Source organism: Streptomyces sp. NPDC051569, assembly GCF_044454085.1.
Taxonomy (GTDB): Bacteria; Actinomycetota; Actinomycetes; order Streptomycetales; family Streptomycetaceae; genus Streptomyces.
The window spans coordinates 309,662-329,262 of the sequence record NZ_JBITDJ010000004.1; the positions used below are offsets into that span (position 1 = coordinate 309,662).

Sequence of the window (19,601 nt, forward strand, 5' to 3'; positions counted from 1 at the left end):
TCAGAACTCGGTGGTTGGAACAGAGGTGGACAACGTGGACAGAGACGTCAACGGTACAGAGAGCACCGATTGGAACGCGGGCTCGGAGGATGACTCCGCCGCCGTTCTCAAGGCGGTTGGACGCCAGATCAAGCTATGGCGTGAGCTGGCGGGAATGCGTCAGTCGGAACTGGGCGCGGCAATCGGCTATGGCGAGGAGCTGATCTCGTCGGTGGAGCGCGGCAGGCGCGTGCCGAGGCCAGAGTTCCTGGACAAGGCGGACGAGGTGCTGGACGCGCGAGGACTCATCTCTGGGATGAAGAAGGACGTAGCTGAGGCCAGGTACCCCAAGAAAGTAAGGGACTTGACGAAGCTGGAGTCCGAAGCGTTCGAGATGGGTTCGTATGCGAACCACGCCATCCAGGCGCTCTTGCAGACGGAGGAGTACGCACGTGCCCTGTTCGGTCTGCGGCGGCCAGCGCATCCCGAGGAGATCATCGAGCAGAACGTCAACGCTCGCATGGCACGTCAGGACATCTTCGACGCGAAGGCTGCACCCATCCTGAGCTTTGTCCAAGAAGAGGTGACGCTGCGCCGTCCCCTCGGAGGCAGAATGGTGTTGCGACGGCAGCTCGAACGGCTGTTGGAGGTTGGGCGGTTCCGAAACGTCGATATCCAGGTGATGCCGACGAATCGGGAGGATTACGCTGGTCTTCCGGGGGCCTTTCGGCTGTTCAAGCTCCGGGGAGGCAGCGCGCTGGGGTACGTCGAGGCCCAGCACATCACCCGCCTGATCTCCACACCGACCGAGGTGCAGCTGCTGGAAATGCAGTACGGGATCATCCGGGCCCAAGCTATGACGCCCCAGGATTCCTTGACCTTCATCGAGAAAGTGCTGGGAGAGACATGACGACCGAGTCCGTTGCCGGGACCCGTTCCGAGCTGGAGTGGATGAAGAGTACCTACAGCACCGGCGAGCATGACTCTGACTGCGTCGAGGTGGCGGCCTCCGCCCACACCATCCACGTCCGGGACTCGAAGCAGACCGGCCTCACCCCTCTCACCGTCACCCCGACCGCATGGGCCGCCTTCGTCACGTACGCGATCACCGGCCACTGACCCCACGGCCGGGCCGGGCCGGCCGCGCTCGATCAGCCGTACAGCCAGTCCCCCGGCACCGCCTCGCGCAACTGGTCCAGCGCCTCCTGCGTACGCGCACGGACCTGGAGGCAGAAGCCGTCCACCTCGCGGATCAGGACATCGGGCCCGGCGAACCAGCGCACGTCGCGCCCCACACGCGGCAGCTCCGTGAACAGGCCTCGCAAACCGGCCTCGTCGTCCTCCGCCTCCACCTCCATGAAGTCCGTGAACCCGTTCTCGAACTGGACCGTTTCGGACATGACCATTTCGACACAGGCCGCTGTGAGGCTCGGCTCCCATGCCTCCCATCGTTCCTGCGACGTGTCCGCGAGGTCCGTACGCATCACCGTGCCGGGGTCGTCAATGCCGAGGTGTTCCAGAGCGATGCCCCAGAAGGCGCAGCCCTGGTTCTCCGCCCGGTACACGAGTGCGCCGTCAGCCACATACAACTCGTCAGGCGTGAGCAGCGTGTCGTGATTGCTGGTGAGATCGGTCCGGCGACCGAACCGTAGATACGCCTCCCGGAGCACCGACGGCACGCGCAAGCCCAGACGCTGTTCGGCGGTCTCCATCTCCTCTGAACTCCAGCCGTCGCCCGGCCGCAACGGCTGCTGCCAGTACGCGGCGAAGTCCGCGATGAATCGCCAGGTCTCCGAACGGTCGCGCAACGCTCCGGACAGGCGGGTGTGGTCGTCAAAGATCCCAGTCACACGCCCGCACCCTACGGCCCGACACCCGACGTGGAACCGTCGACATTGACTACCGCCAGCACGGGCGTGGCACCTCACCCGGCCCCGGCCCCGGCCCACGGACTTGAGCATTGCGCTTGTAACATCAGCTGCTACGCGACGCGTCGGCAGGAGACGGACATGGAATCGCACACAACGGGTCCGCCCGGTCGCGCCATCGGCGCGGTGGCCGTGCTCTGCCTGGCGTTCCTGCCGGCTCTTCTCGCGGCTCTACCGCTCACGCTCAACGGCGCGCAGCAGACGCTGGGCGCCCTGGGCCGGGCGGAAATGCCGGAAGGCGCCACGCCCTCGCTCGGCTGGGGACTCGCGATGCTGGGGGTGGCGGCGCTGCCCTTCGTCGCGTCTCCGGTGGTCCTGGTGGTGGGGCGGGCCAAGCACCTGTCCTGGTCAAGGGCAGCCGAGCTCAGTGCCAAAGTCGTCCTTGGCTGCGGCCTGTTCGCCTGCCTGATGGCGGCGCTGTTCGCCGGCGTGTGATCCGCTGAAAAAGCCTGTCGGGGGCCGGGGACTCTCCCCCCGGCCCCGGTCGCGTGCCCGGTCTCGTCACCACCGTGAAGGCAGCGTCACGCAAGGCCCTCGCGATCCTCCACCGCGCGCTCCTGCCGGTCGGCCTCGGCGCAGGCGCGCGCCATGGCGGACTCGACCTCCTGGCGGGTGACTTCCTTGTAGAGGCGTTCCCCGTGGGCGTCGGTGATGTCGATGACGACGCTGGTCCACTCTTTCGCCGGCTCCTCCGGCACATGCCCGAGCTGGTACTCGGCATCCCGGAGCAGGTCCTCCGTCACCCGCACACCGGTCAGTCGCTCGGCAAGGGCGAGGACGGCCGCCTTGGTGTCGACGTGCGCGCCGCTGTCGTCGTCGGAGAGGTCGAAACCGACCTCACGCATCACGGAATTCAGATCGTCGGGAGTGCTGCCCTCCCTGGTCGTGGGCCATTCGAAGGTGGTCCGAAGCTCCCCGGCCTCGTACCAGTCGAACAGGTCGATGGGCTTGCCTCCGTTGCTGGAGTGCACGACGGCTCGCCCGCCCGCCGACAGGGCCTCCAGGAAACGCGGGCGCATCGCCATGCCACCGTCGAAGTGCAGGACGAGCGTCCAGTCGCCGCCCTCGCCCGGCACGGTGAACGCACCCGCGATGGTGGACGCGTCCCAGTAGTCCGACGCGTCGAGCAGTTCCTGCTGCCGCTCGATCAGCGCGTCCACCCCCGCGCACACGCCCAGCGGCTCGGCCTCCATCACCCGCAGCACCTCCCCGGGGGCGACGCCTCGCACCAGGGTCAGGGCGTAACCCGCCTCCAGCGCGAGTTGGAACAGCGGGGAGGAACGTATCCAGGCGTAGTCATGTACGGTCACCGAAGGCATGCGCCGCAGTCTGCCCGCCACCACTGACAATCCCTCCGGGATCCGTGTCCGCATCCGCGTCGTGAGTCGGTCGTCATGGCCGGTGGTCACGCGCGCGTCGGTGCCCCCCATCGCCGTCAGGGTGCGGGCCAGTTCCGCAGCAGGGCGTCGAGGGCGTCCAGGATCCGTGACCAGGATTCCCGCGCGTCGGGGGCGCTGTGGCTGAATCCTCCGCCCATCTCCAGGCTGACGTAGCCGTGGAAGACACTGCCCATCAGCCGGACCGCGTGCGTCTGGTCCGGCTCCGTCAGGTCGTAGCCGCGCAGGATCGCCCGCGTCATCTGCGCGTGTCTGACGCCGGCGCTGGCGGCCGCCGTCTCCGGGTCAAGCCTCAACTGGGCCGCCGCGTAGCGGCCGGGGTGCTCCCGGGCGTAGTCGCGGTAGACGTCGGCGAAGGCGGTCAAGGCGTCCTTACCGGCCCGCCCGGCCAGGGCGGCGGCGCCCCGGTCGGCGAGTTCCTCCAGGGCGAGCAGGGCGATCTTGGTCTTGAGGTCCTGGGAGTTCTTCAGGTGCGAGTACAGACTCGCGGCCTTGACATCGAACCGCCGGGCCAGCTCCGAGACGGTCACCTGGTCGAAGCCGACCTCGTCGGCCAGTTCCGCCCCTGCACGGGTCAGGCGTTCCGTGGTCAGTCCTGCGCGTGCCATACCCCTCGCCCCAATCAACGAAGCCTATTATGCAGTTGCCTAAAGCCTATAGGCAAATTAGCCTGCCTTGTATGAAGCCGCTGACCGAGCAAGAGATCCGTGCCGCGTTCGTGAACTGCACCAAGGGCGAGGTGAAGCGCCTGCACGTGCCGCGCGACCTGGCCGACCAGCCCTGGGGCGACCTGGACTACCTCGGCTGGCGAGATCCTCAGGCCCCCGACCGCGCCTACCTCGTGGCCGAACTGGACGGCCGCCTCAGGGCCCTCGCGGCGCGCTGCCCCAGCCCCGCCTTCCGGCAGATGCGGCGCAGCATGTGCTCGGTGTGTGTGACCACCCACGACGGCGGCGTCTCCCTGCTGGTCGCGCCGAAGGCGGGGAAGGCCGGACAGCAGGGCAACTCGGTGGGCATCTACATCTGCGGCGACCTCTCCTGCTCGCTCTACGTACGCGGCAAGAAGGACGCGGGCATCGGCGCGCGGCTCCGCGAGACGATCACTCTGGAGGAGAAGATCCAACGGACCGTGACGAACCTGTCCGCGTTCGTCGCCAAGGTGACGGCATGACCCGGGCAGACGGTTCACGCCGCCGAAGGGCGTCCGCCCGGCGTTGCTTCGTCCGGCCGCTGCCCGTGGTGCGCGGTGAACACGAAGACCGGCCTGTCGCCGTCCAAGTCAGTGGACAGCGACGCTTGAACCCACCCCGACCGGGCGCCGCACGGCCGGCCCGCCGGAGATCCGACGGGCCGCGACGACGTGAGGATCAGACCTCGGTGGAGCCGTCTCCGTAGCGAGCTTCGAGCTGGGTCATGAGTTCTTCGTAACTCACCACGCCGTCACCGTCGAGATCCTCCCAACGGTCAAGCCCGCTCTCCCGAAGTTCTTCCAGCAACTGGTCCATCTCCTCAGGGCCCAGCGTCCCGTCAAGGAGCGACTGCTCCAGATCCGTGAGGGGCGGGTACTCCTCCCCTCCGTCCGGCACGGCGAAGAGCTGCCCGCCCACCGGGGCAGGTGCGACCGGCGTGGCCGGCGACATGGCCAGAGCCTCTGACACACCCGGCACGGGAACCGGCGGAATCGGTCCGGTCGCCGCCATAGGAGTCGGGGTGGCGCCTGGGATGGGGGACTCGTACGGCACGGAACCAGTGGGGTTACCCCGTACGGGATACCTCTCGATCATGTCGAAGTCCACCGACTCATCACCCCAGAACGGACGCACGACAGTCGGCGGCTTCCATTCATACCGATCAGGCAGAACCGGCCCCTCCGGCTCAGACTCAACCGGCGACCCCGGCTCAGGCTCAACCGGCTCAGGCTCAGGAGCGGGGGCAGGCTCAGGCACGGGCTCAGGAGTAGGGGCAGGAGCGGGCTCAGGCTCAGGCACGGGCTCAGGCACGGGCTCAGGAGTAGGGGCAGGAGCGGGCTCAGGCACGGGCTCGGGCTCAGGCACGGGCTCAGGCTCGACCGGCGCGGGCTCGACCGGCGCGGGCGTCGGCTCCGGAACAGGCTCGACCGGCACGGGCGTCGGCTCCGGCGCGGGTGCCGGAGGCATCGGAGCGGGTCCTCCGGGAGCGGGGTTGCCGCCTGGGATGGGGGACTCGTACGGCACGGAACCAGTGGGGTTACCCCGTACGGGATACCTCTCGATCATGTCGAAGTCCACCGACTCATCACCCCAGAACGGACGCACGACAGTCGGCGGCTTCCATTCATACCGATCAGGCAGAACCGGCCCCTCCGGCTCAGGCTCAACCAGCTCGGGAACGGGAGCGGGCGCGGGAGCGGGAGCGGGGTTGCCGCCTGGGATGGGGGACTCGTACGGCACGGAACCAGTGGGGTTACCCCGTACGGGATACCTCTCGATCATGTCGAAGTCCACCGACTCATCACCCCAGAACGGACGCACGACAGTCGGCGGCTTCCATTCATACCGATCAGGCAGAACCGGCCCCTCCGGCTCAGACTCAACCGGCGACCCCGGCTCAGGCTCAACCGGCTCAGGCTCAGGAGCAGGGGCAGGCTCAGGCGCGGGCTGCGGGGCAGGTGCGGGCTCGGGCTCAGGAGCAGGAGCAGGGGCGGGCTCGGGCTCGGGCTGCGGCTCGGGAGCAGGGGCAGGCTCAGGCGCGGGCTGCGGGGCAGGTGCGGGCTCGGGTATGGGCTCCGGTGTCGGCGAGGGGGCAGGAGCGGGTTCGGGCTCTGGAACGGGCGCGGGGGCAGGCTCAGGCACCGGTGCCGGAACGGGCGCGGGGGCAGGCGCGGGGGCAGGCGCGGGTACGGGATCAGGCACCGGATCAGGCCAGGCACCCGGCATCGAGGGCTCGGGTTCCGGCGTCGGCTGCGGATCCGGCAAAGGGGCAGGCGCGGGTACGGGATCAGGCACCGGATCAGGCCAAGCACCCGGCATCGAGGGCTCGGGTTCCGGCGTCGGCTGCGGATCCGGCAAAGGCAGCACCGGCGGCTCTGGCTCCGGGGCCGGCGGCACAACTGGCGGGGCTACGGGGGGCACAGGAATAGGAAACGGGATGATGATCGGGTCATCGTCATCTTCCGGCTCCGGTTCCGGCTCCGGCTCAGGTTCTGGCTGGGGCTCCGGCTCAGGCTCCGGCTCCGGCTGCGGCTCCGGCTGCGGCTCCGGCTGCGGCTCCGGCTGCGGCTCCGGCTGCGGCTCCGGTTCTGGCTGGGGCTCCGGCTCAGGCTGGGGCTCCGGCTGCGGCTCCGGTTCTGGCTGGGGCTCCGGCTCAGGCTGGGGCTCCGGCTGCGGCTCAGGTTCTGGCTGGGGCTCCGGCTCAGGCTGCGGCTGGGGCTCAGGCTCCGGCTGGGGCTCAGGCTCCGGCTGGGGCTCCGGTTCTGGCTGGGGCTCCGGCTGCGGCTCCGGCTGCGGCTCCGGTTCTGGCTGGGGCTCAGGCTCCGGCTCCGGCTCCGGCTGGGGCTCCGGTTCTGGCTGGGGCTCCGGCTGGGGCTCCGGCTCCGGCTCCGGTTCTGGCTGGGGCTCCGGCTGGGGCTCCGGTTCTGGCTGGGGCTCCGGCTGCGGCTCCGGTTCTGGCTGGGGCTCCGGCTCAGGCTGGGGCTCAGGCTGCGGCTGCGGCTGCGGCTGCGGCTGCGGCACGGGATCGGGCCCGACAATTTGCCCCGGATCGGGCGAAAGCGGGGGTATCCAAGTCGGCCCGGCCGGATTGCCGGTGACCTCAGGTGACGACGGGTCTATGGGCCCGTACGTGCTCTGAGCGATGGGCTCCGAAGTGGTCCCGTTGGCGTTCTCTTCCGGAGGCAGCGGGTCCTGGGTCCCCGTCTCAGGCCCCGTGTACGGAAGGGTATCCGGGTAGGGCTGAGGCTCCCCAGGGATCATCGCCATGATGATGGGGGTTACCACCGCCCCGTACTCGCCGCCTCCTTCGTCCTCAGGCCCCGCACCCGTGACCAAGTCCATTTCAGCATCGGAGAGTTCCCGGGTTTCAATACCAGGCCACTTATCCACGACGTCATTTCCCCTGAGTGATGAGCCCGCAAGATAAGTGGAGGATGCCACGCCGGGCGAACTGATGTGCGCACATTCTTCAGACAGTCCAGGTTCGGGCTGCGGCGCCGGCACGGACGGCCGTTCCCCCACCACCGATCACGGTGGGGAGCGACGCATCGCCGGGTGGCTCGACCGTCCCACCCGCGGAGCGTCGTAGACCTCAGGACAGCCCGCCCCGACCTCGCTCCTGGTCACGGGTCCGGCTGCCACCGCGGCCCTCTCCGTGGATGCTCACGCCGACACGCGCAGGCATCCTGTGGAGAAAACCGCCTCCAGCAGATCCGAGGGGACTTGAGAGGCTCCAACAAGAAGGGGGCCGTGAGGTGTTGCCGAAGCACATGGCCGCCCCGGCGTCCGGGGAACAGGGCGTCCCAGCCCGTGCGCCCGCGTTCCCGCGGCATCACTCTCGTACGGCTCACCGGCACAGACACCGCCTGTACGGCCGCCTGCTCCGTCACGGGACGGAACCGCCGGACCGCGGGCCGACCTGACGGGGTAACACCCGCACGGGAAGGGGCGCGCGGGGATGGGCTTGGCGGCGGGCGGTCCTCAGGTCGCGTAGCCGGTGAACGCGCCGCCGTGGCAGATCGAGTCGCCGACGTGGCTGGAGGACCCGCTGGTGACGAGACGGCCGTAGTAGGTGTCCTCGTCCTGGATCGACGCCCCGTCGTAGATGCCGTCGCCCGCGTCGCACGTGCTTCGGGCCGTCCCGACGCCCGCAAGCGTCGGGACGGCCCGGAGGAAGTGGGTTGAGCGCGCGGGCGCTGGTTACAGCACCGGGAGGTTCTTGCGGAGTTCGAAGGCGGTGACCTCCGAGCGGTACTCCTCCCACTCCTGCTTCTTGTTGCGGAGGAAGAAGTCGAAGACGTGCTCGCCCAGGGTCTCGGCGACGAGTTCGCTGCGCTCCATCAGGGAGATCGCCTCGCCGAGGTTCTGCGGGAGGGGCTCGATACCCATCGCGCGGCGTTCCGCGTCGGAGAGGGCCCAGACGTCGTCATCGGCGCCGGCCGGGAGTTCGTAACCCTCTTCGATGCCCTTGAGGCCCGCGGCCAGAAGGACCGCGTACGTCAGATAGGGGTTGGCGCCGGAGTCGATGGAGCGGACCTCGACGCGGGCCGAGCCGGTCTTGCCGGGCTTGTACATGGGGACGCGGATCAGCGCGGAGCGGTTGTTGTGGCCCCAGCAGATGTACGAGGGGGCCTCGCCGCCCGAGCCCGCGGTGCGCGTGGAGCCGCCCCAGATGCGCTTGTACGAGTTGACCCACTGGTTGGTGACGGCGGAGATCTCGGCGGCGTGCTTGAGCAGACCGGCGATGAAGGAGCGGCCGACCTTGGAGAGCTGGTATTCGGCGCCCGACTCGTAGAAGGCGTTCCGGTCGCCCTCGAAGAGCGAGAGGTGGGTGTGCATGCCGGAACCCGGGTACTCCGAGAACGGCTTCGGCATGAAGGTCGCCTGCACGCCCTGCTCCAGCGCGACCTGCTTCATGACCAGGCGGAACGTCATGATGTTGTCGGCGGTGGAGAGCGCGTCCGCGTACCGCAGGTCGATCTCCTGCTGGCCGGGGGCGCCCTCGTGGTGGCTGAACTCCACCGAGATGCCCATGTTTTCGAGCATCGTGATCGCCTGGCGGCGGAAGTCCATGCCGACGTTCTGCGGGGTGTGGTCGAAGTAGCCGGAGCTGTCGGCGGGGGTGGGGCGGGTGCCGTCCACCGGCTTGTGCTTCAGCAGGAAGAACTCGATCTCGGGGTGGGTGTAGAAGGTGAAGCCCAGGTCCGAGGTCTTGGCGAGCATCCGCTTGAGGACGTAGCGCGGGTCCGCGAAGGACGGCGAGCCGTCGGGCATCAGGATGTCGCAGAACATCCGGGCGGTGCCGGGGGCCTCCGCGCGCCAGGGCAGGATCTGGAAGGTGCCCGGGTCGGGCTTGGCGATCATGTCGGACTCGTAGACGCGGGCGAAGCCCTCGATCGCGGAACCGTCGAAGCCCATGCCTTCATCGAATGCCTGCTCCAGCTCGGCGGGCGCGACCGCGACCGACTTCAGGAAGCCGAGCACATCGGTGAACCACAGGCGCACGAAGCGGATGTCGCGCTCCTCGAGCGTGCGGAGCACGAATTCCTGCTGCTTATCCATTTCCACCCATCCTTGCTGGTCAGGCCGCACCTGCTCCCATGCCACGGGGCACGCCGGGGCTCCCGAGCATCCCACCACACGATTTCCGGCGCGTTGCGAACCCCCGTCCAACGCTTCGCGTCGTGCGCGTGTACGGGTCACTGCCCATAGTGCCTGTACGGAGGGGTCCCAGGTAACCGGTGGCGGCGATTCCGTCAGCCCCGGGCGCCCCGCGGATGCGCCTCGCCCCGGGTGTGCGTGTCGCTCCGGGTGTGCGTGTCGCTCCGGGTGTGCGTGTCCGACCAGCCCAGCGGGTACGGCTCCGTGTCCTCACCCCGAACGGCGGGCTCGCCGCCCGCCTCGGTGAACGCGGTCAGGGCTCCGACCAGGGCCGAGCGCTGCTCCGGGCTGAGCCGCTCCACGATCACCGAGATCTCGCGGTGGCGGGCGGTCGTGACGTCGTCGACCAGCCGGCGGCCCTCCGGCGTCAGCCGCAGCATCGTCTCGCGGCGGTTGTCGGGGTTGCTCTGCCGGTCCGCCAGCCCCGCGGCGATCACACGGTCCAGCATGCGCATGGCGGTCGACGGATTCACGCCGAGCCGCTCGGCGACCTCCACCAGCTTGGCGTCACCATGGGTGGCCAGGACCGCCAGCAGGCGGAACTGGGGCAGGGTGACCTGTTCTCCCACGGCCGTGAGGGAGCGGGCGGAGACCGTGACCAGGAGACGGGACGCGGTCAGCACCGCGTGGGTCACCGCGTCGACGTCGGCCGCGTCCGCCTGCGGGGGCGGCGGCTCTGGATGATCGGCCATGCCTCTTTCTACCTCGTCACCGACCGGTTCGTAGCGCCGGGGCGTCCACTTCGTCCCACGTGCGCGCCCACTTCGTACAAGATCGATGACCGATTCATACTGTTTTGACGGCGAAATTCGACCGTGGACCCGGCTCCTCACTGCTGCGACAGGGGCGGCACGCATTACGATTTGCGCCCATGGGGGGACCGCGTCGCATACGTCTCACGCGTCCCATGGCACTGGCGAGTGCCGTGGCGACGCTGCTCGCCGCGCTCTTCATCTGTCTGGGACCCGGGACGGACGGAAAGCCCGGCGACGGCATGGGGAGTGGGACGGGCGCCGGGACCGATGCCTCGGCCGGTCGCCACCCTGACCTCGGCCACCAGACGCGGGTCCATCAGGCTCACGCCCAGTACAGCTGCCCGTACGACGAGGGCGACTGCAGGCTCTTCCCGCATGCGAGCCCCGCCGTACTCACCGTACCCCCGCCCGCCGCCCCGCTCGCCACCGAAGGTCACCTTCCGCGCCTCGCACCGGCCCACCCCACCGGCCGGCCGACCCGCTCCGGAGCACATCCCCGCGCGCCGGACCTTCACGTCCTTCAAGTACTGCGGACGTAGCCGGGCCCGCCCGCACCCGCACAGCTTTCGCCAGGTTCCGCAGTTATCCCAGAAGGACACACACATCATGGCTTCCAGGACCCAGTCCAACGAGCGCAAGGCCCGAATAGACGAGATGCGCCGCGCCGAGCAGGCCCGCGAGCGGCGCAATCGCATCATCACGATCTCGGTGAGCGCCGTCGTCGTGGTGGGCCTCGTCGGATTCGGCGCCTTCATCCTGAACAAGGAGTCGAACAAGAAGGACCAGCAGCAGGCGGCGGCCAAGGCGCCCGTCAAGGGCGAGAAGTCCTGGGACGCCAAGAAGCTCAGCCGCAACCACGTCACCGAGGCGGTGACCTACCCGATGACCCCGCCGGTGGGCGGTGACCACAACCAGGTGTGGATGAACTGCCAGGGCGACGTCTACGAGAACCCCGTACCGGACGTGAACGCGGTTCACTCGCTGGAGCACGGCGCGGTCTGGGTCACGTACAACGACAAGGCCGCCGACGCCGACGTGAAGACGCTGAGCGCGAAGGTGAAGAAGACCCCGTACTCGCTGATGAGCCCGGTCAAGGAGCAGTCCGGCGCGATCATGCTCAGCGCGTGGGGCAAGCAGCTGTCGGTGGACAGCGCGGCAGACCCCCGGGTGGACCAGTTCTTCACGAAGTACGTGCAGGGCGCGCAGACCCCCGAGCCGGGTGCCGCGTGCACGGGCGGAACGGGCGCGCAGTGACAGCCGTGTCGCGCACCCAGTGGGCGGCGATCACGGCGGTCGTGCTGGCGGTGCTCTTCGCCGGTACGGCCACGGTGATAGCGGCCGGGCGTGACGACGGGCCGGCCACGGCCCGTACCCCCTCGGCGGACTCGGCGGACGCCGGCTTCGCCCGGGACATGTCGGTCCACCACCAGCAGGCGGTGGAGATGTCCTTCATCGTCCGGGACAGCACGGACGACGAGGATGTGCGCCGGCTGGCGTACGACGTCGCCAACACCCAGGCGAACCAGCGCGGGATGCTGCTGGGCTGGCTGGACCTGTGGGGGCTGCCGAAGGTCGAGGCGGGCCAGGAGCCGATGACCTGGATGACGCGGATGCCGGCGGACATGGACATGGATCATGGGCAGATGGACCACGGCGGCCAGAGCGGCCAGAGCGGCCAGATGGATCACGGCCAGGCGGATGATCAGGGGCAGCAGGCCCACGACGGCTCCCTGATGCCGGGCATGGCCACGAACGCGGAGCTGGACCAGCTCCGCACGGCGCGCGGCAAGCAGGCCGAGATCCTGTATCTCCAGCTGATGACCGACCACCACAAGGGCGGGGTCGCGATGGCCCAGGCATGCGCCCGGATGTGCGTGGTCGGTCCGGAGAAGGACCTGGCCGAGGGCATGGTCGCGGCCCAGCGGTCGGAGCTCGGCCTGATGGCCGACCTGTTGAAGGAGCGCGGCGCGAAGCCGCGTGGCTGACGCACGGACGCCTGAACACGGCTGAAAGACGCGCGGGCCGTCAGTCCGGCCCCTCCCTGGGGACCGGACCGACGGCCCGCGCGATCAGCTCCTGCGGGCCGCCCGCCGCCCTCGTCTCGCTCACCCGTTCGGGTGCTTGCGGTCGCGTCACCCGAACGGCCCCACGATGATGGATGTGGCTCGGGGTGGACGGCACTCAGGAGGCAGGAAACCCATGACCACTGCCAGAGACATGATGCACCCGGGGGCCGAGTGGATCCCCTCGCACGAGACCCTCGACCGGGCCGCGCAGATGATGCGCGAGATGAACGTGGGCGCGCTGCCCATCGCCGACTCGGAGGAGCGGCTGACCGGGATACTCACGGACCGCGACATCGTCGTCGGGTGCGTGGCGATGGGCCGCGACCCGTCGAAGATCACGGCGGGCGAGATGGCACAGGGCACACCCCGCTGGATCGACTCGGACGCGGACGTGGACGAGGTGCTGCAGGAAATGCAGAACCACCAGATCCGCCGCCTCCCGGTGATCGAGGACAAGCGCCTCGTCGGGATGATCAGCGAGGCCGATCTCGCGCGTCATCTGACCGACACCCAGATCGCCGCGTGGGCGGAACGGGTCTACGCGAACCGCTGACCGTGGCCCGGAGACCCATCCCGTGAACCCGTGAACCCGTGATCCTCGGGGGCGCGCGGCTCGCATGCCGCGCGCCCCCGAGGCATCGGGAAGGCCTCCTGGCGGTGCCGGAAGGCGTCCTGCCGGCGTCAGGCCGCGCAGCCCGAATCGGCGATCACGAAGTATCCGGCGGGGCTCTCCCTCAGGGTGTGGGTCACGAAGGTGTTCCACAGCCCCATGTCCTGGTTGGAACCGTTCGCGTAGGCGTGACCGCCGCTCTGGTGCGCCCGTCCCGCCACCACCTGGTTGTAGTTGTTGTCGGTGTAGCACGCGGCCGGGGAGCCGGAGCCGGTGGTCGTCGCCGTGACGGGCGAGGACGTCGCCCCCGCCTTGCCCGCCGCGTCGACCCCGACGACCGTGTAGCTGTAGGAGGTGCCGGCGGTCAGGCCGGTGTCCGTGAAGGCGGGCGAGGTGCTCGTACCGGCCTTCACGCCGTTGCGGAGGACGGTGTACGAGGCGGCGCCGGTCAGGGCGCTCCACGACAGGGAGGCCGTCGTGCCGGTCGTACCGGTGACCTTCAGGCCGGTCGGGGCGGGCAGCGAGCCCGATCCGGGGTCACCCGGATCGCCGGGGCCGCCACCCGTGGACCCGTCCAGGCCCCAGAACTTCGCGGTGTAGTAGCTGGAGCAGATGGACTTGAGGAAGTACGACGCCGAGGTGCCGCACTGGTCCGCTCCGGAGCCGGGGTTCACGGCGAGCCCGTGGCCCATGCCGGCGATCGAGTAGAGCGCGACGGCGGGCTTGCCGGTGGCGTCGTTGTACAGGCTCTCGGTGGTGTTCCCGGTGAGGGTGCGGGTGCTCGACGCCGTCTGGCCGATGCCCCAGACGTTGGTCCACTGGTCGCGCAGCTCGGTGCTGTTGACGGGGTACACCGTGTAGTCGGACGCCCCCTGCCAGATCGCGACGCGCGGCCACGGGCCGGTGTAACCGGGGTAGGAATTACGGACCTTGTCGCCCCACTGCGCGGGGGTCAGATTCTGGCTGCTGGTCTGGCAGCTGGAGGCGGCGGCCTGGCTGGTCGCGCACTGCGCGGGGAGCCCCGAGGCGATGGAGCCGCCGGCGAAGACGTCCGGGTAGTCGGCGAGCAGGTCGGCCGCCATACCGGCCCCGGCGGACAGACCGGTGACGAAGACGCGGTGGCTGTCGGAGCCGTACTGCGACTCGGCGTAGGTCACCATCTGCACGACCGAGGCGGCCTCGCCCCGGCCACGGGTGTCCTTGGCGGAGTCGAACCAGGCGAAGCAGGAGAGAGCGTTGTTCGAGGCGCTGGTCTGCGGATAGACCACCGCGAAGCCCCACTGGTCGGCGAACTTCTGCCAGCCGGAGTTGGTGTGGTAGTCGTTCGCCGTCTGGGTGCAGCCGTGCATCGCGACCACGAGCGGGGCTCCGGCGGGCAGGTTCGCCGGCTTGTACACGTACATCGCCAGATTGCCCGGGTTCGCACCGAAGTTGGTGACCTGCTGGTACGTCCCGGCGGCGGCAGCGGGTACGGCGGCGGTGACCGCGCTCAGCAGGGCGGTGAGGACGCCGAGGACGGCGGCCAGCGCCACGCGTTGGCGGAGTCTGCGCAGGATGTGCGGGGCCATGGACAACTCCTGTGGGTGCCTGGGGTGGAGAAGGGACGGCGTGCGGATGCTGACGCCGGACGGTACGACCCGGCCGTCGGCGGCCGGTATGTGACGGGCAGCCACGCGCGAGGGGCCGGGCATGGTGGCCTCCTCCATGGCGCCCGTACCTTCGGTGTGGCAACACCGCCCGGTACCTTCGGTGTGGCAACCGCACGCAGCGGGGGAAGGCCCCTGGACCACCCGCCGTGGATCTGGACCGCCCGCCGTGGATCAGCGCGCCGGGCGCCTCCCGTAGGGGGCTCACCCGCGTCGGCGGTATAGCCGCCCCCACCATCCTCCGGAGCCGAAGTATGGCTACCGGCCATGTGTGCCGTGCCCCGCATCGTTTCTAGCGTGGCGGCCATGGAGAACAACGGAAGCCCCGTCAGGGGCCCTGCGCCGACCGCGCACCCGAGCGACGCCGCCACCGCCGAGCCGGCCGGCGACCGGTTCCTGGCCGGGCGGACCGCCCTGGTCACGGGAGCGGCGAGCGGCATCGGCCGGGCCTGCGCGGAGGCCCTCGCGGCGGCCGGGGCCACCGTCCACGTGGTCGACCGGGCCGCCGAGGCGGCCAAGCGCGTCGCCGAGGAGATCGGCGGCACCGCGTGGGTGGTCGACCTCTCCGATCCCGACGCCGTCGACGGGCTGCCGGACGACGCGGACATCGTGGTCAACAACGCCGGGCTGCAGCACGTCGCCCCGGTGCACGACTTCCCGCCCGAGCGGTTCGCCCTGATCCAGCGGGTGATGGTGGAGGCGCCGTTCCGTATCCTGCGCCGGACGCTGCCGCACATGTACGAGCGCGAGTGGGGCCGGGTGATCAACATTTCCTCGGTCCACGGCCTGCGTGCCAGCCCCTTCAAGTCGGCGTACGTCACGGCCAAGCACGCCCTGGAAGGGCTCAGCAAGGTGGTCGCCCTGGAGGGCGCCCCGCACGGCGTGACCAGCAACTGCGTCAACCCCGGCTATGTGCGGACACCGCTGGTGGAGGACCAGATCGCCAACCAGGCTCTCGCGCACGGCATTTCACCGGAGGACGTGGTGGAGCGCGTCATGCTGGAACGGACGGCGATCAAGCGTCTGATCGAGCCGGAAGAGGTCGCCCAGGCCGCCTTGTGGCTCTGTTCCCCGCACACCGCGTACATCACCGGCGTCTCACTCCCCGTGGACGGCGGCTGGACCGCTCACTGACGTCCCGCCATGGCCGTCCCTCCTTCACTCCACGTACGGATCACGCTATAGGCCGCACACGTACGGCCGGTCGGAGAACGCGACGGCTGGCCGGGCAGGGGCGCGGCGAGTACGGAGCGGCGGTGGGCGTCCTCGGCCACAGCACGAGAGGGTGGAGCGCCCCTCTTCGCAAAGACACACAACCTGACTACATAATCTTCACGTGATCGAGTCGAGCGTCCCCCTTCCTCCGGCCTCCGTTCCCGACGGCACACCCGCGTGGAGCACCCCCGACGCCGCACGCTGGGCGGCGCTGCGGCCGGAGGCGTGGGCGCGACCCGTGTGGCCGGCGTCGGCGCTTTTCCTGGCCGTGGCCCTGAGAATCGCGGTGGAACCCGGCGCGGCCTGCACCGACGCGTCACCCTGCGGGCCTGACTGGTGGGGCGTGATCCAAATGGGCCTCTTCCTCGCCCAGTTCGCCTGGTTCCTCGTACTGCCGGAGCTCACGCTCCTCTCCGCACCGCTGCTCGCCGTCTGCGCGATCGCGCAGGGTCCGCTCACCATCGGAACGGCCACCGGGAGGGCCGACGCCTTCATCGTCGTCGCCCTCGGCTTCGGCTGGATCGCGGCGCTGCGGCGGCTCGCGGTCAGGAAAGAGCAGCGACTCAGCGCGCGGGGCGCGGCGACGGGGGTGCGGCAGGGGCTTCCCCTGCCGCTCCCGCCGTTCAGACGCGGACTCATCGCGCTCGGCGCCGGACTCGCGCTGTGCGCCGTGGCGGGCGCCGCCGTCATCCTGGCGCTCCGGGGTATCCATGAGGACGAGGCGCGGGCCGCACGGGCGACGCCGGTACGGGCCGAGGTCGTGGGCCGGGGCGAGGAGTCGATACGGGTCAGGATGCCGGACGGCCTGCGCTCCATCGGCGCCGGTTTCCCGGAGGACTACGCCACCGGCGACCACGTGACGCTGCTGGTGAGCGGCGACTGGCGGCGCCTGGCCACCGAACCGTACGACGCGTTCGGATGGCAGCTGCTCATCATCGCCGCCGCCGTGCCGGGTCTCTCCCTTCTCGCCGTCGGAGCGCTGGCCCGGGGCCGGTCGGCCGCGCTGCGGCGTCGGCCCGTACCCGTCCTGCGGGTGCTGGAGCGCCTCGACCGCAACGCGAACACGCGGGTGTACGCGGCTGACGACCGCCTCGGCAACTGGCCGCTCTTCGTCTTCCCCGCCATCGCCGACCTCCCGAAGAAGGACCGGGAGGAGAGCCGCGATGACGATCACGAGCCGGAGTACGACACCCGGCTGCATGAGGCCGTCATGTACGGATCGCCCCGTGAGGGCGGCGAACTGGTACTGGCCACCACGACCCAGGACGGCTCCCCGCTCACCATCCGGAGCGCGGGCCGGATACGGAACTCCCGCCACATCCCCAAGCCGTCCGCCGACTCACGGCGCGCCCGCTCACGGCGTGCGCGCTCACTGCGCGCGCGGCAGGATCTCGCGCTCGTCCACCGCACGGCGGCGTCGATGGAGCCCACGGTCCGGCCGGTCCGGTGGAAGGGACGACGGCGCTCCCGGTGCGCGGCGCTGCCGTTCGCGCTTCTGCTTGCCGGGCAGGTGTTCTGGCTGCCCAGCGAGCTGACGACCGGGGACTACTTTCACGCCGCCCTGGCTCTGCTCGCCCCCCTCTTCACCATCTCCATGACGGCCGGCTCGTTCAACTGGCGGATCACGGCCGATGCGTCGGGACTGTGGCTGACGCATGCGTGGGGCGTCCGGCACGTGCCGTGGGAAGAGCTGACTGCGGTGATCCACGGCGGAAGGCACAGCTCCATCAGGGTCGTCGGGACGCGCGAGCCGAGTCCGCTCCTGCGCACGCCCTGCTGGCCCTGGCTCGAACGGCGCCTCAAGAACCCGCCGTGCCATGTCCGGGCCGTGGAGGAGATCAACGCCATGCGTGTCCACCCGGAGCTGCGACCGACCGGGGAGAGCGCCCCGCGTGAACGGGGCCGCCCGGCCGGGCCGGTCCTCGTCGTCCTCTGCGCCCTGGGGGTGGCCGCGCAGTTCCTCCTGTGACGCGTGGGGGGAGCGCGGGCGGATACGGCCTCCGGCCACACACCGCCCCATCGAAGTGTGGCGTCTCATCACATACGCCTGGCGGCAGTGGACTTCCTACTGTGCGGGACACGCGATTCTCCCCCCACCCCCGCCCGGAGTGATGACCATGACTTCCTCGCACCCCGCATCAACACCCGGGTCAACACCCGTATCAGCGCCCGGATCAGCGCCCGGATCAGGCACCAGCTCGCCTCCGCGCGCCGCCTCCGTGCGCCGGGTCGTCGCGGCCAGCCTCGTCGGCACCACCGTCGAGTGGTACGACTACTTCCTCTACGGCTCCGCCGCCGCGCTGGTCTTCGGCAAGGTCTTCTTCCCCGAGTCCGACCCGCTGACCGGCACCCTGCTCTCCTTCCTCACGTACGCCATCGGCTTCGCCGCCCGTCCGCTCGGCGCCCTCGTCTTCGGCCACTTCGGTGACCGGATCGGCCGCAAGAAACTGCTCGTGGTCAGTCTGCTGATGATGGGCGCGGCCACCACCCTGATCGGCTGCGTCCCCGGCTACGACAGCATCGGCGTCGCCGCTCCGGTCCTGCTGACCACACTCCGGCTGATCCAGGGCTTCGCCCTCGGCGGTGAGTGGGGCGGCGCCGTCCTGCTCGTCTCCGAGCACGGTGACGCCAGGAGGCGCGGCTTCTGGGCGTCGTGGCCGCAGGGCGGAGCGCCCGCCGGCAATCTGATCGCCGTCGGGGTGCTGTCCCTGATGACGACCGTCCAGAGCGACGCGGCGTTCGTGGCCTGGGGATGGCGTATCCCCTTCCTGCTCTCCGCCGTCCTCGTCGGTGTCGGCCTGTGGGTCCGCCTGTCCGTCGACGAGTCGCCGGTCTTCCAGGAGGCACTGGCCAAGGCCGAGCGCCGCAAGGCCGCGCGGAGCGAGGCCGAGCAGCCGCCGATCCTCGCGGTGCTGCGCCACCACTGGCGCGACATCCTGGTGGCGATGGGCGCCCGGATAGCCGAGAACATCTCGTACTACGTGATCACCACCTTCGTCCTCGCCTACTGCGTCGAGCACCTCAAGATCGACAAGCAGACGGCGCTGAACGCCGTACTCATCGGCTCCGCCGTGCAGTTCTGCCTGATCCCGCTCTTCGGGGCGCTCTCCGACCGGGTCGGCCGCAAGCCGGTCTATCTGGTCGGGGCGGTCGGCACCGGCGCCTGGGCGTGGGCCTTCTTCGCCCTGCTGGACACCAGGTCCTTCCCGGCGCTCGTCCTGGCCGTCACCGTCGGGCTGGTCTTCCACAGCGCCATGTACGCGCCGCAGGCGGCGTTCTTCTCGGAGCTGTTCGCCACCCGCATGCGGTACTCCGGCGCTTCCATCGGCGCGCAGTTCGCGTCGGTCGCGGCCGGGGCGCCCGCTCCGCTCATCGCGGTGGCGCTGCTCCAGTCGTACGGCGACGCCACCCCCATCGCCCTCTACGTCACCCTGGCCGCCGTGGTCACCGTGATCGCCCTGCTCTTCGCGGTGGAGACGCGCGGCCGGGACCTGGCCGACGTCACCGCCGACACCGCCGCCGACACCACCACGGACGCCACCGGGCCGGGGGACGCACCGCCGGAGACGGGCGAACGCACCACCGTGTCCGCCTGAGCCTGACAGCCACGCCCGAGGAGGCCGGCTCTCCCCCGGTCTCCTCAGGTCTCCGGCGC

General features: G+C 70.1%; 18 protein-coding genes. 11 read left to right on the top strand and 7 right to left on the bottom strand.

Features of this window, described 5'->3' with window-relative positions; genetic code table 11:
* Positions 1-25: 25 nt before the first annotated feature.
* Together ACIBAE_RS09565 and ACIBAE_RS09570 are read left to right on the top strand one after the other, a co-directional pair.
* Complete coding sequence (locus ACIBAE_RS09565; protein ID WP_399283453.1) at positions 26-889, top strand: helix-turn-helix domain-containing protein; 864 nt, start codon at positions 26-28, stop codon at positions 887-889.
* Positions 886-1,098, top strand: a complete 213-nt coding sequence (locus ACIBAE_RS09570; RefSeq protein ID WP_399283454.1) for a DUF397 domain-containing protein — start codon at positions 886-888, stop codon at positions 1,096-1,098. The genes ACIBAE_RS09565 and ACIBAE_RS09570 overlap by 4 nt, the downstream gene beginning before the upstream one ends.
* A gap of 32 nt (positions 1,099-1,130) precedes the next feature.
* Here the strand turns inward: ACIBAE_RS09570 and ACIBAE_RS09575 are convergent, their stop codons facing one another.
* Complete coding sequence (locus ACIBAE_RS09575; protein WP_399283456.1) at positions 1,131-1,829, bottom strand: SMI1/KNR4 family protein; 699 nt, start codon at positions 1,827-1,829, stop codon at positions 1,131-1,133.
* Between the two features lie 159 nt (positions 1,830-1,988).
* Between ACIBAE_RS09575 and ACIBAE_RS09580 the strand changes: the two genes are divergently transcribed.
* Positions 1,989-2,342 carry a hypothetical protein gene (locus tag ACIBAE_RS09580; RefSeq protein ID WP_399283458.1) on the top strand — a complete coding sequence of 118 codons (354 nt, stop codon included), beginning with the start codon at positions 1,989-1,991 and terminating at the stop codon, positions 2,340-2,342.
* An 86-nt stretch (positions 2,343-2,428) separates the two neighbouring features.
* Here ACIBAE_RS09580 and ACIBAE_RS09585 read toward each other — a convergent pair whose 3' ends face one another.
* Both ACIBAE_RS09585 and ACIBAE_RS09590 read right to left on the bottom strand, forming a co-directional pair.
* Complete coding sequence (locus tag ACIBAE_RS09585; protein WP_399283459.1) at positions 2,429-3,226, bottom strand: DUF6461 domain-containing protein; 798 nt, start codon at positions 3,224-3,226, stop codon at positions 2,429-2,431.
* 116 nt (positions 3,227-3,342) lie between these two features.
* Positions 3,343-3,912, bottom strand: coding sequence for a TetR/AcrR family transcriptional regulator (locus ACIBAE_RS09590; RefSeq protein WP_399283460.1), 570 nt, complete (start codon positions 3,910-3,912; stop codon positions 3,343-3,345).
* 71 nt (positions 3,913-3,983) lie between these two features.
* Between ACIBAE_RS09590 and ACIBAE_RS09595 the strand changes: the two genes are divergently transcribed.
* Positions 3,984-4,475, top strand: coding sequence for an FBP domain-containing protein (locus ACIBAE_RS09595; RefSeq protein WP_399283463.1), 492 nt, complete (start codon positions 3,984-3,986; stop codon positions 4,473-4,475).
* Positions 4,476-4,671: 196 nt separating this feature from the next.
* On the opposite strand, the gene ACIBAE_RS09600 is transcribed toward ACIBAE_RS09595, so the two are convergent.
* The 3 genes from ACIBAE_RS09600 to ACIBAE_RS09610 all read right to left on the bottom strand — a co-directional run bounded on the left by ACIBAE_RS09600 (position 4,672) and on the right by ACIBAE_RS09610 (position 10,346).
* Positions 4,672-4,962, bottom strand: a complete 291-nt coding sequence (locus ACIBAE_RS09600) for a hypothetical protein (protein WP_399283464.1) — start codon at positions 4,960-4,962, stop codon at positions 4,672-4,674.
* Between the two features lie 3,231 nt (positions 4,963-8,193).
* On the bottom strand, positions 8,194-9,555 hold the full coding sequence (locus tag ACIBAE_RS09605; RefSeq protein WP_399283466.1) for a glutamine synthetase family protein: 1,362 nt from the start codon (positions 9,553-9,555) through the stop codon (positions 8,194-8,196).
* Between the two features lie 194 nt (positions 9,556-9,749).
* Positions 9,750-10,346, bottom strand: coding sequence for a MarR family winged helix-turn-helix transcriptional regulator (locus ACIBAE_RS09610; RefSeq protein ID WP_399283468.1), 597 nt, complete (start codon positions 10,344-10,346; stop codon positions 9,750-9,752).
* A 215-nt stretch (positions 10,347-10,561) separates the two neighbouring features.
* Here ACIBAE_RS09610 and ACIBAE_RS09615 point away from each other — a divergent pair, with 215 nt between their 5' ends.
* From ACIBAE_RS09615 to ACIBAE_RS09630, 4 genes are all read left to right on the top strand, one after another.
* Entirely contained in the window at positions 10,562-10,948 is a 387-nt protein-coding gene (locus ACIBAE_RS09615) for a DUF2946 family protein (RefSeq protein ID WP_399283469.1), read from the top strand.
* 67 nt (positions 10,949-11,015) lie between these two features.
* Positions 11,016-11,663, top strand: coding sequence for a DUF3105 domain-containing protein (locus tag ACIBAE_RS09620; protein ID WP_399283471.1), 648 nt, complete (start codon positions 11,016-11,018; stop codon positions 11,661-11,663).
* Between the two features lie 5 nt (positions 11,664-11,668).
* Positions 11,669-12,394, top strand: coding sequence for a DUF305 domain-containing protein (locus ACIBAE_RS09625; protein ID WP_399283796.1), 726 nt, complete (start codon positions 11,669-11,671; stop codon positions 12,392-12,394).
* Between the two features lie 214 nt (positions 12,395-12,608).
* Entirely contained in the window at positions 12,609-13,028 is a 420-nt protein-coding gene (locus ACIBAE_RS09630) for a CBS domain-containing protein (protein ID WP_399283473.1), read from the top strand.
* 128 nt (positions 13,029-13,156) lie between these two features.
* Here ACIBAE_RS09630 and ACIBAE_RS09635 read toward each other — a convergent pair whose 3' ends face one another.
* Positions 13,157-14,653 carry a PHB depolymerase family esterase gene (locus ACIBAE_RS09635; protein ID WP_399283475.1) on the bottom strand — a complete coding sequence of 499 codons (1,497 nt, stop codon included), beginning with the start codon at positions 14,651-14,653 and terminating at the stop codon, positions 13,157-13,159.
* A gap of 384 nt (positions 14,654-15,037) precedes the next feature.
* Here ACIBAE_RS09635 and ACIBAE_RS09640 point away from each other — a divergent pair, with 384 nt between their 5' ends.
* From ACIBAE_RS09640 to ACIBAE_RS09650, 3 genes are all read left to right on the top strand, one after another.
* Complete coding sequence (locus ACIBAE_RS09640) at positions 15,038-15,865, top strand: 3-hydroxybutyrate dehydrogenase (RefSeq protein ID WP_399283478.1); 828 nt, start codon at positions 15,038-15,040, stop codon at positions 15,863-15,865.
* Between the two features lie 202 nt (positions 15,866-16,067).
* The gene (locus ACIBAE_RS09645) at positions 16,068-17,915 is read left to right on the top strand and encodes a hypothetical protein (protein ID WP_399283480.1); all 1,848 of its coding nucleotides are present in this window, start codon (positions 16,068-16,070) and stop codon (positions 17,913-17,915) included.
* Between the two features lie 148 nt (positions 17,916-18,063).
* Positions 18,064-19,542, top strand: a complete 1,479-nt coding sequence (locus ACIBAE_RS09650; protein WP_399283482.1) for an MFS transporter — start codon at positions 18,064-18,066, stop codon at positions 19,540-19,542.
* The last annotated feature ends 59 nt before the right edge of the window (positions 19,543-19,601 follow it).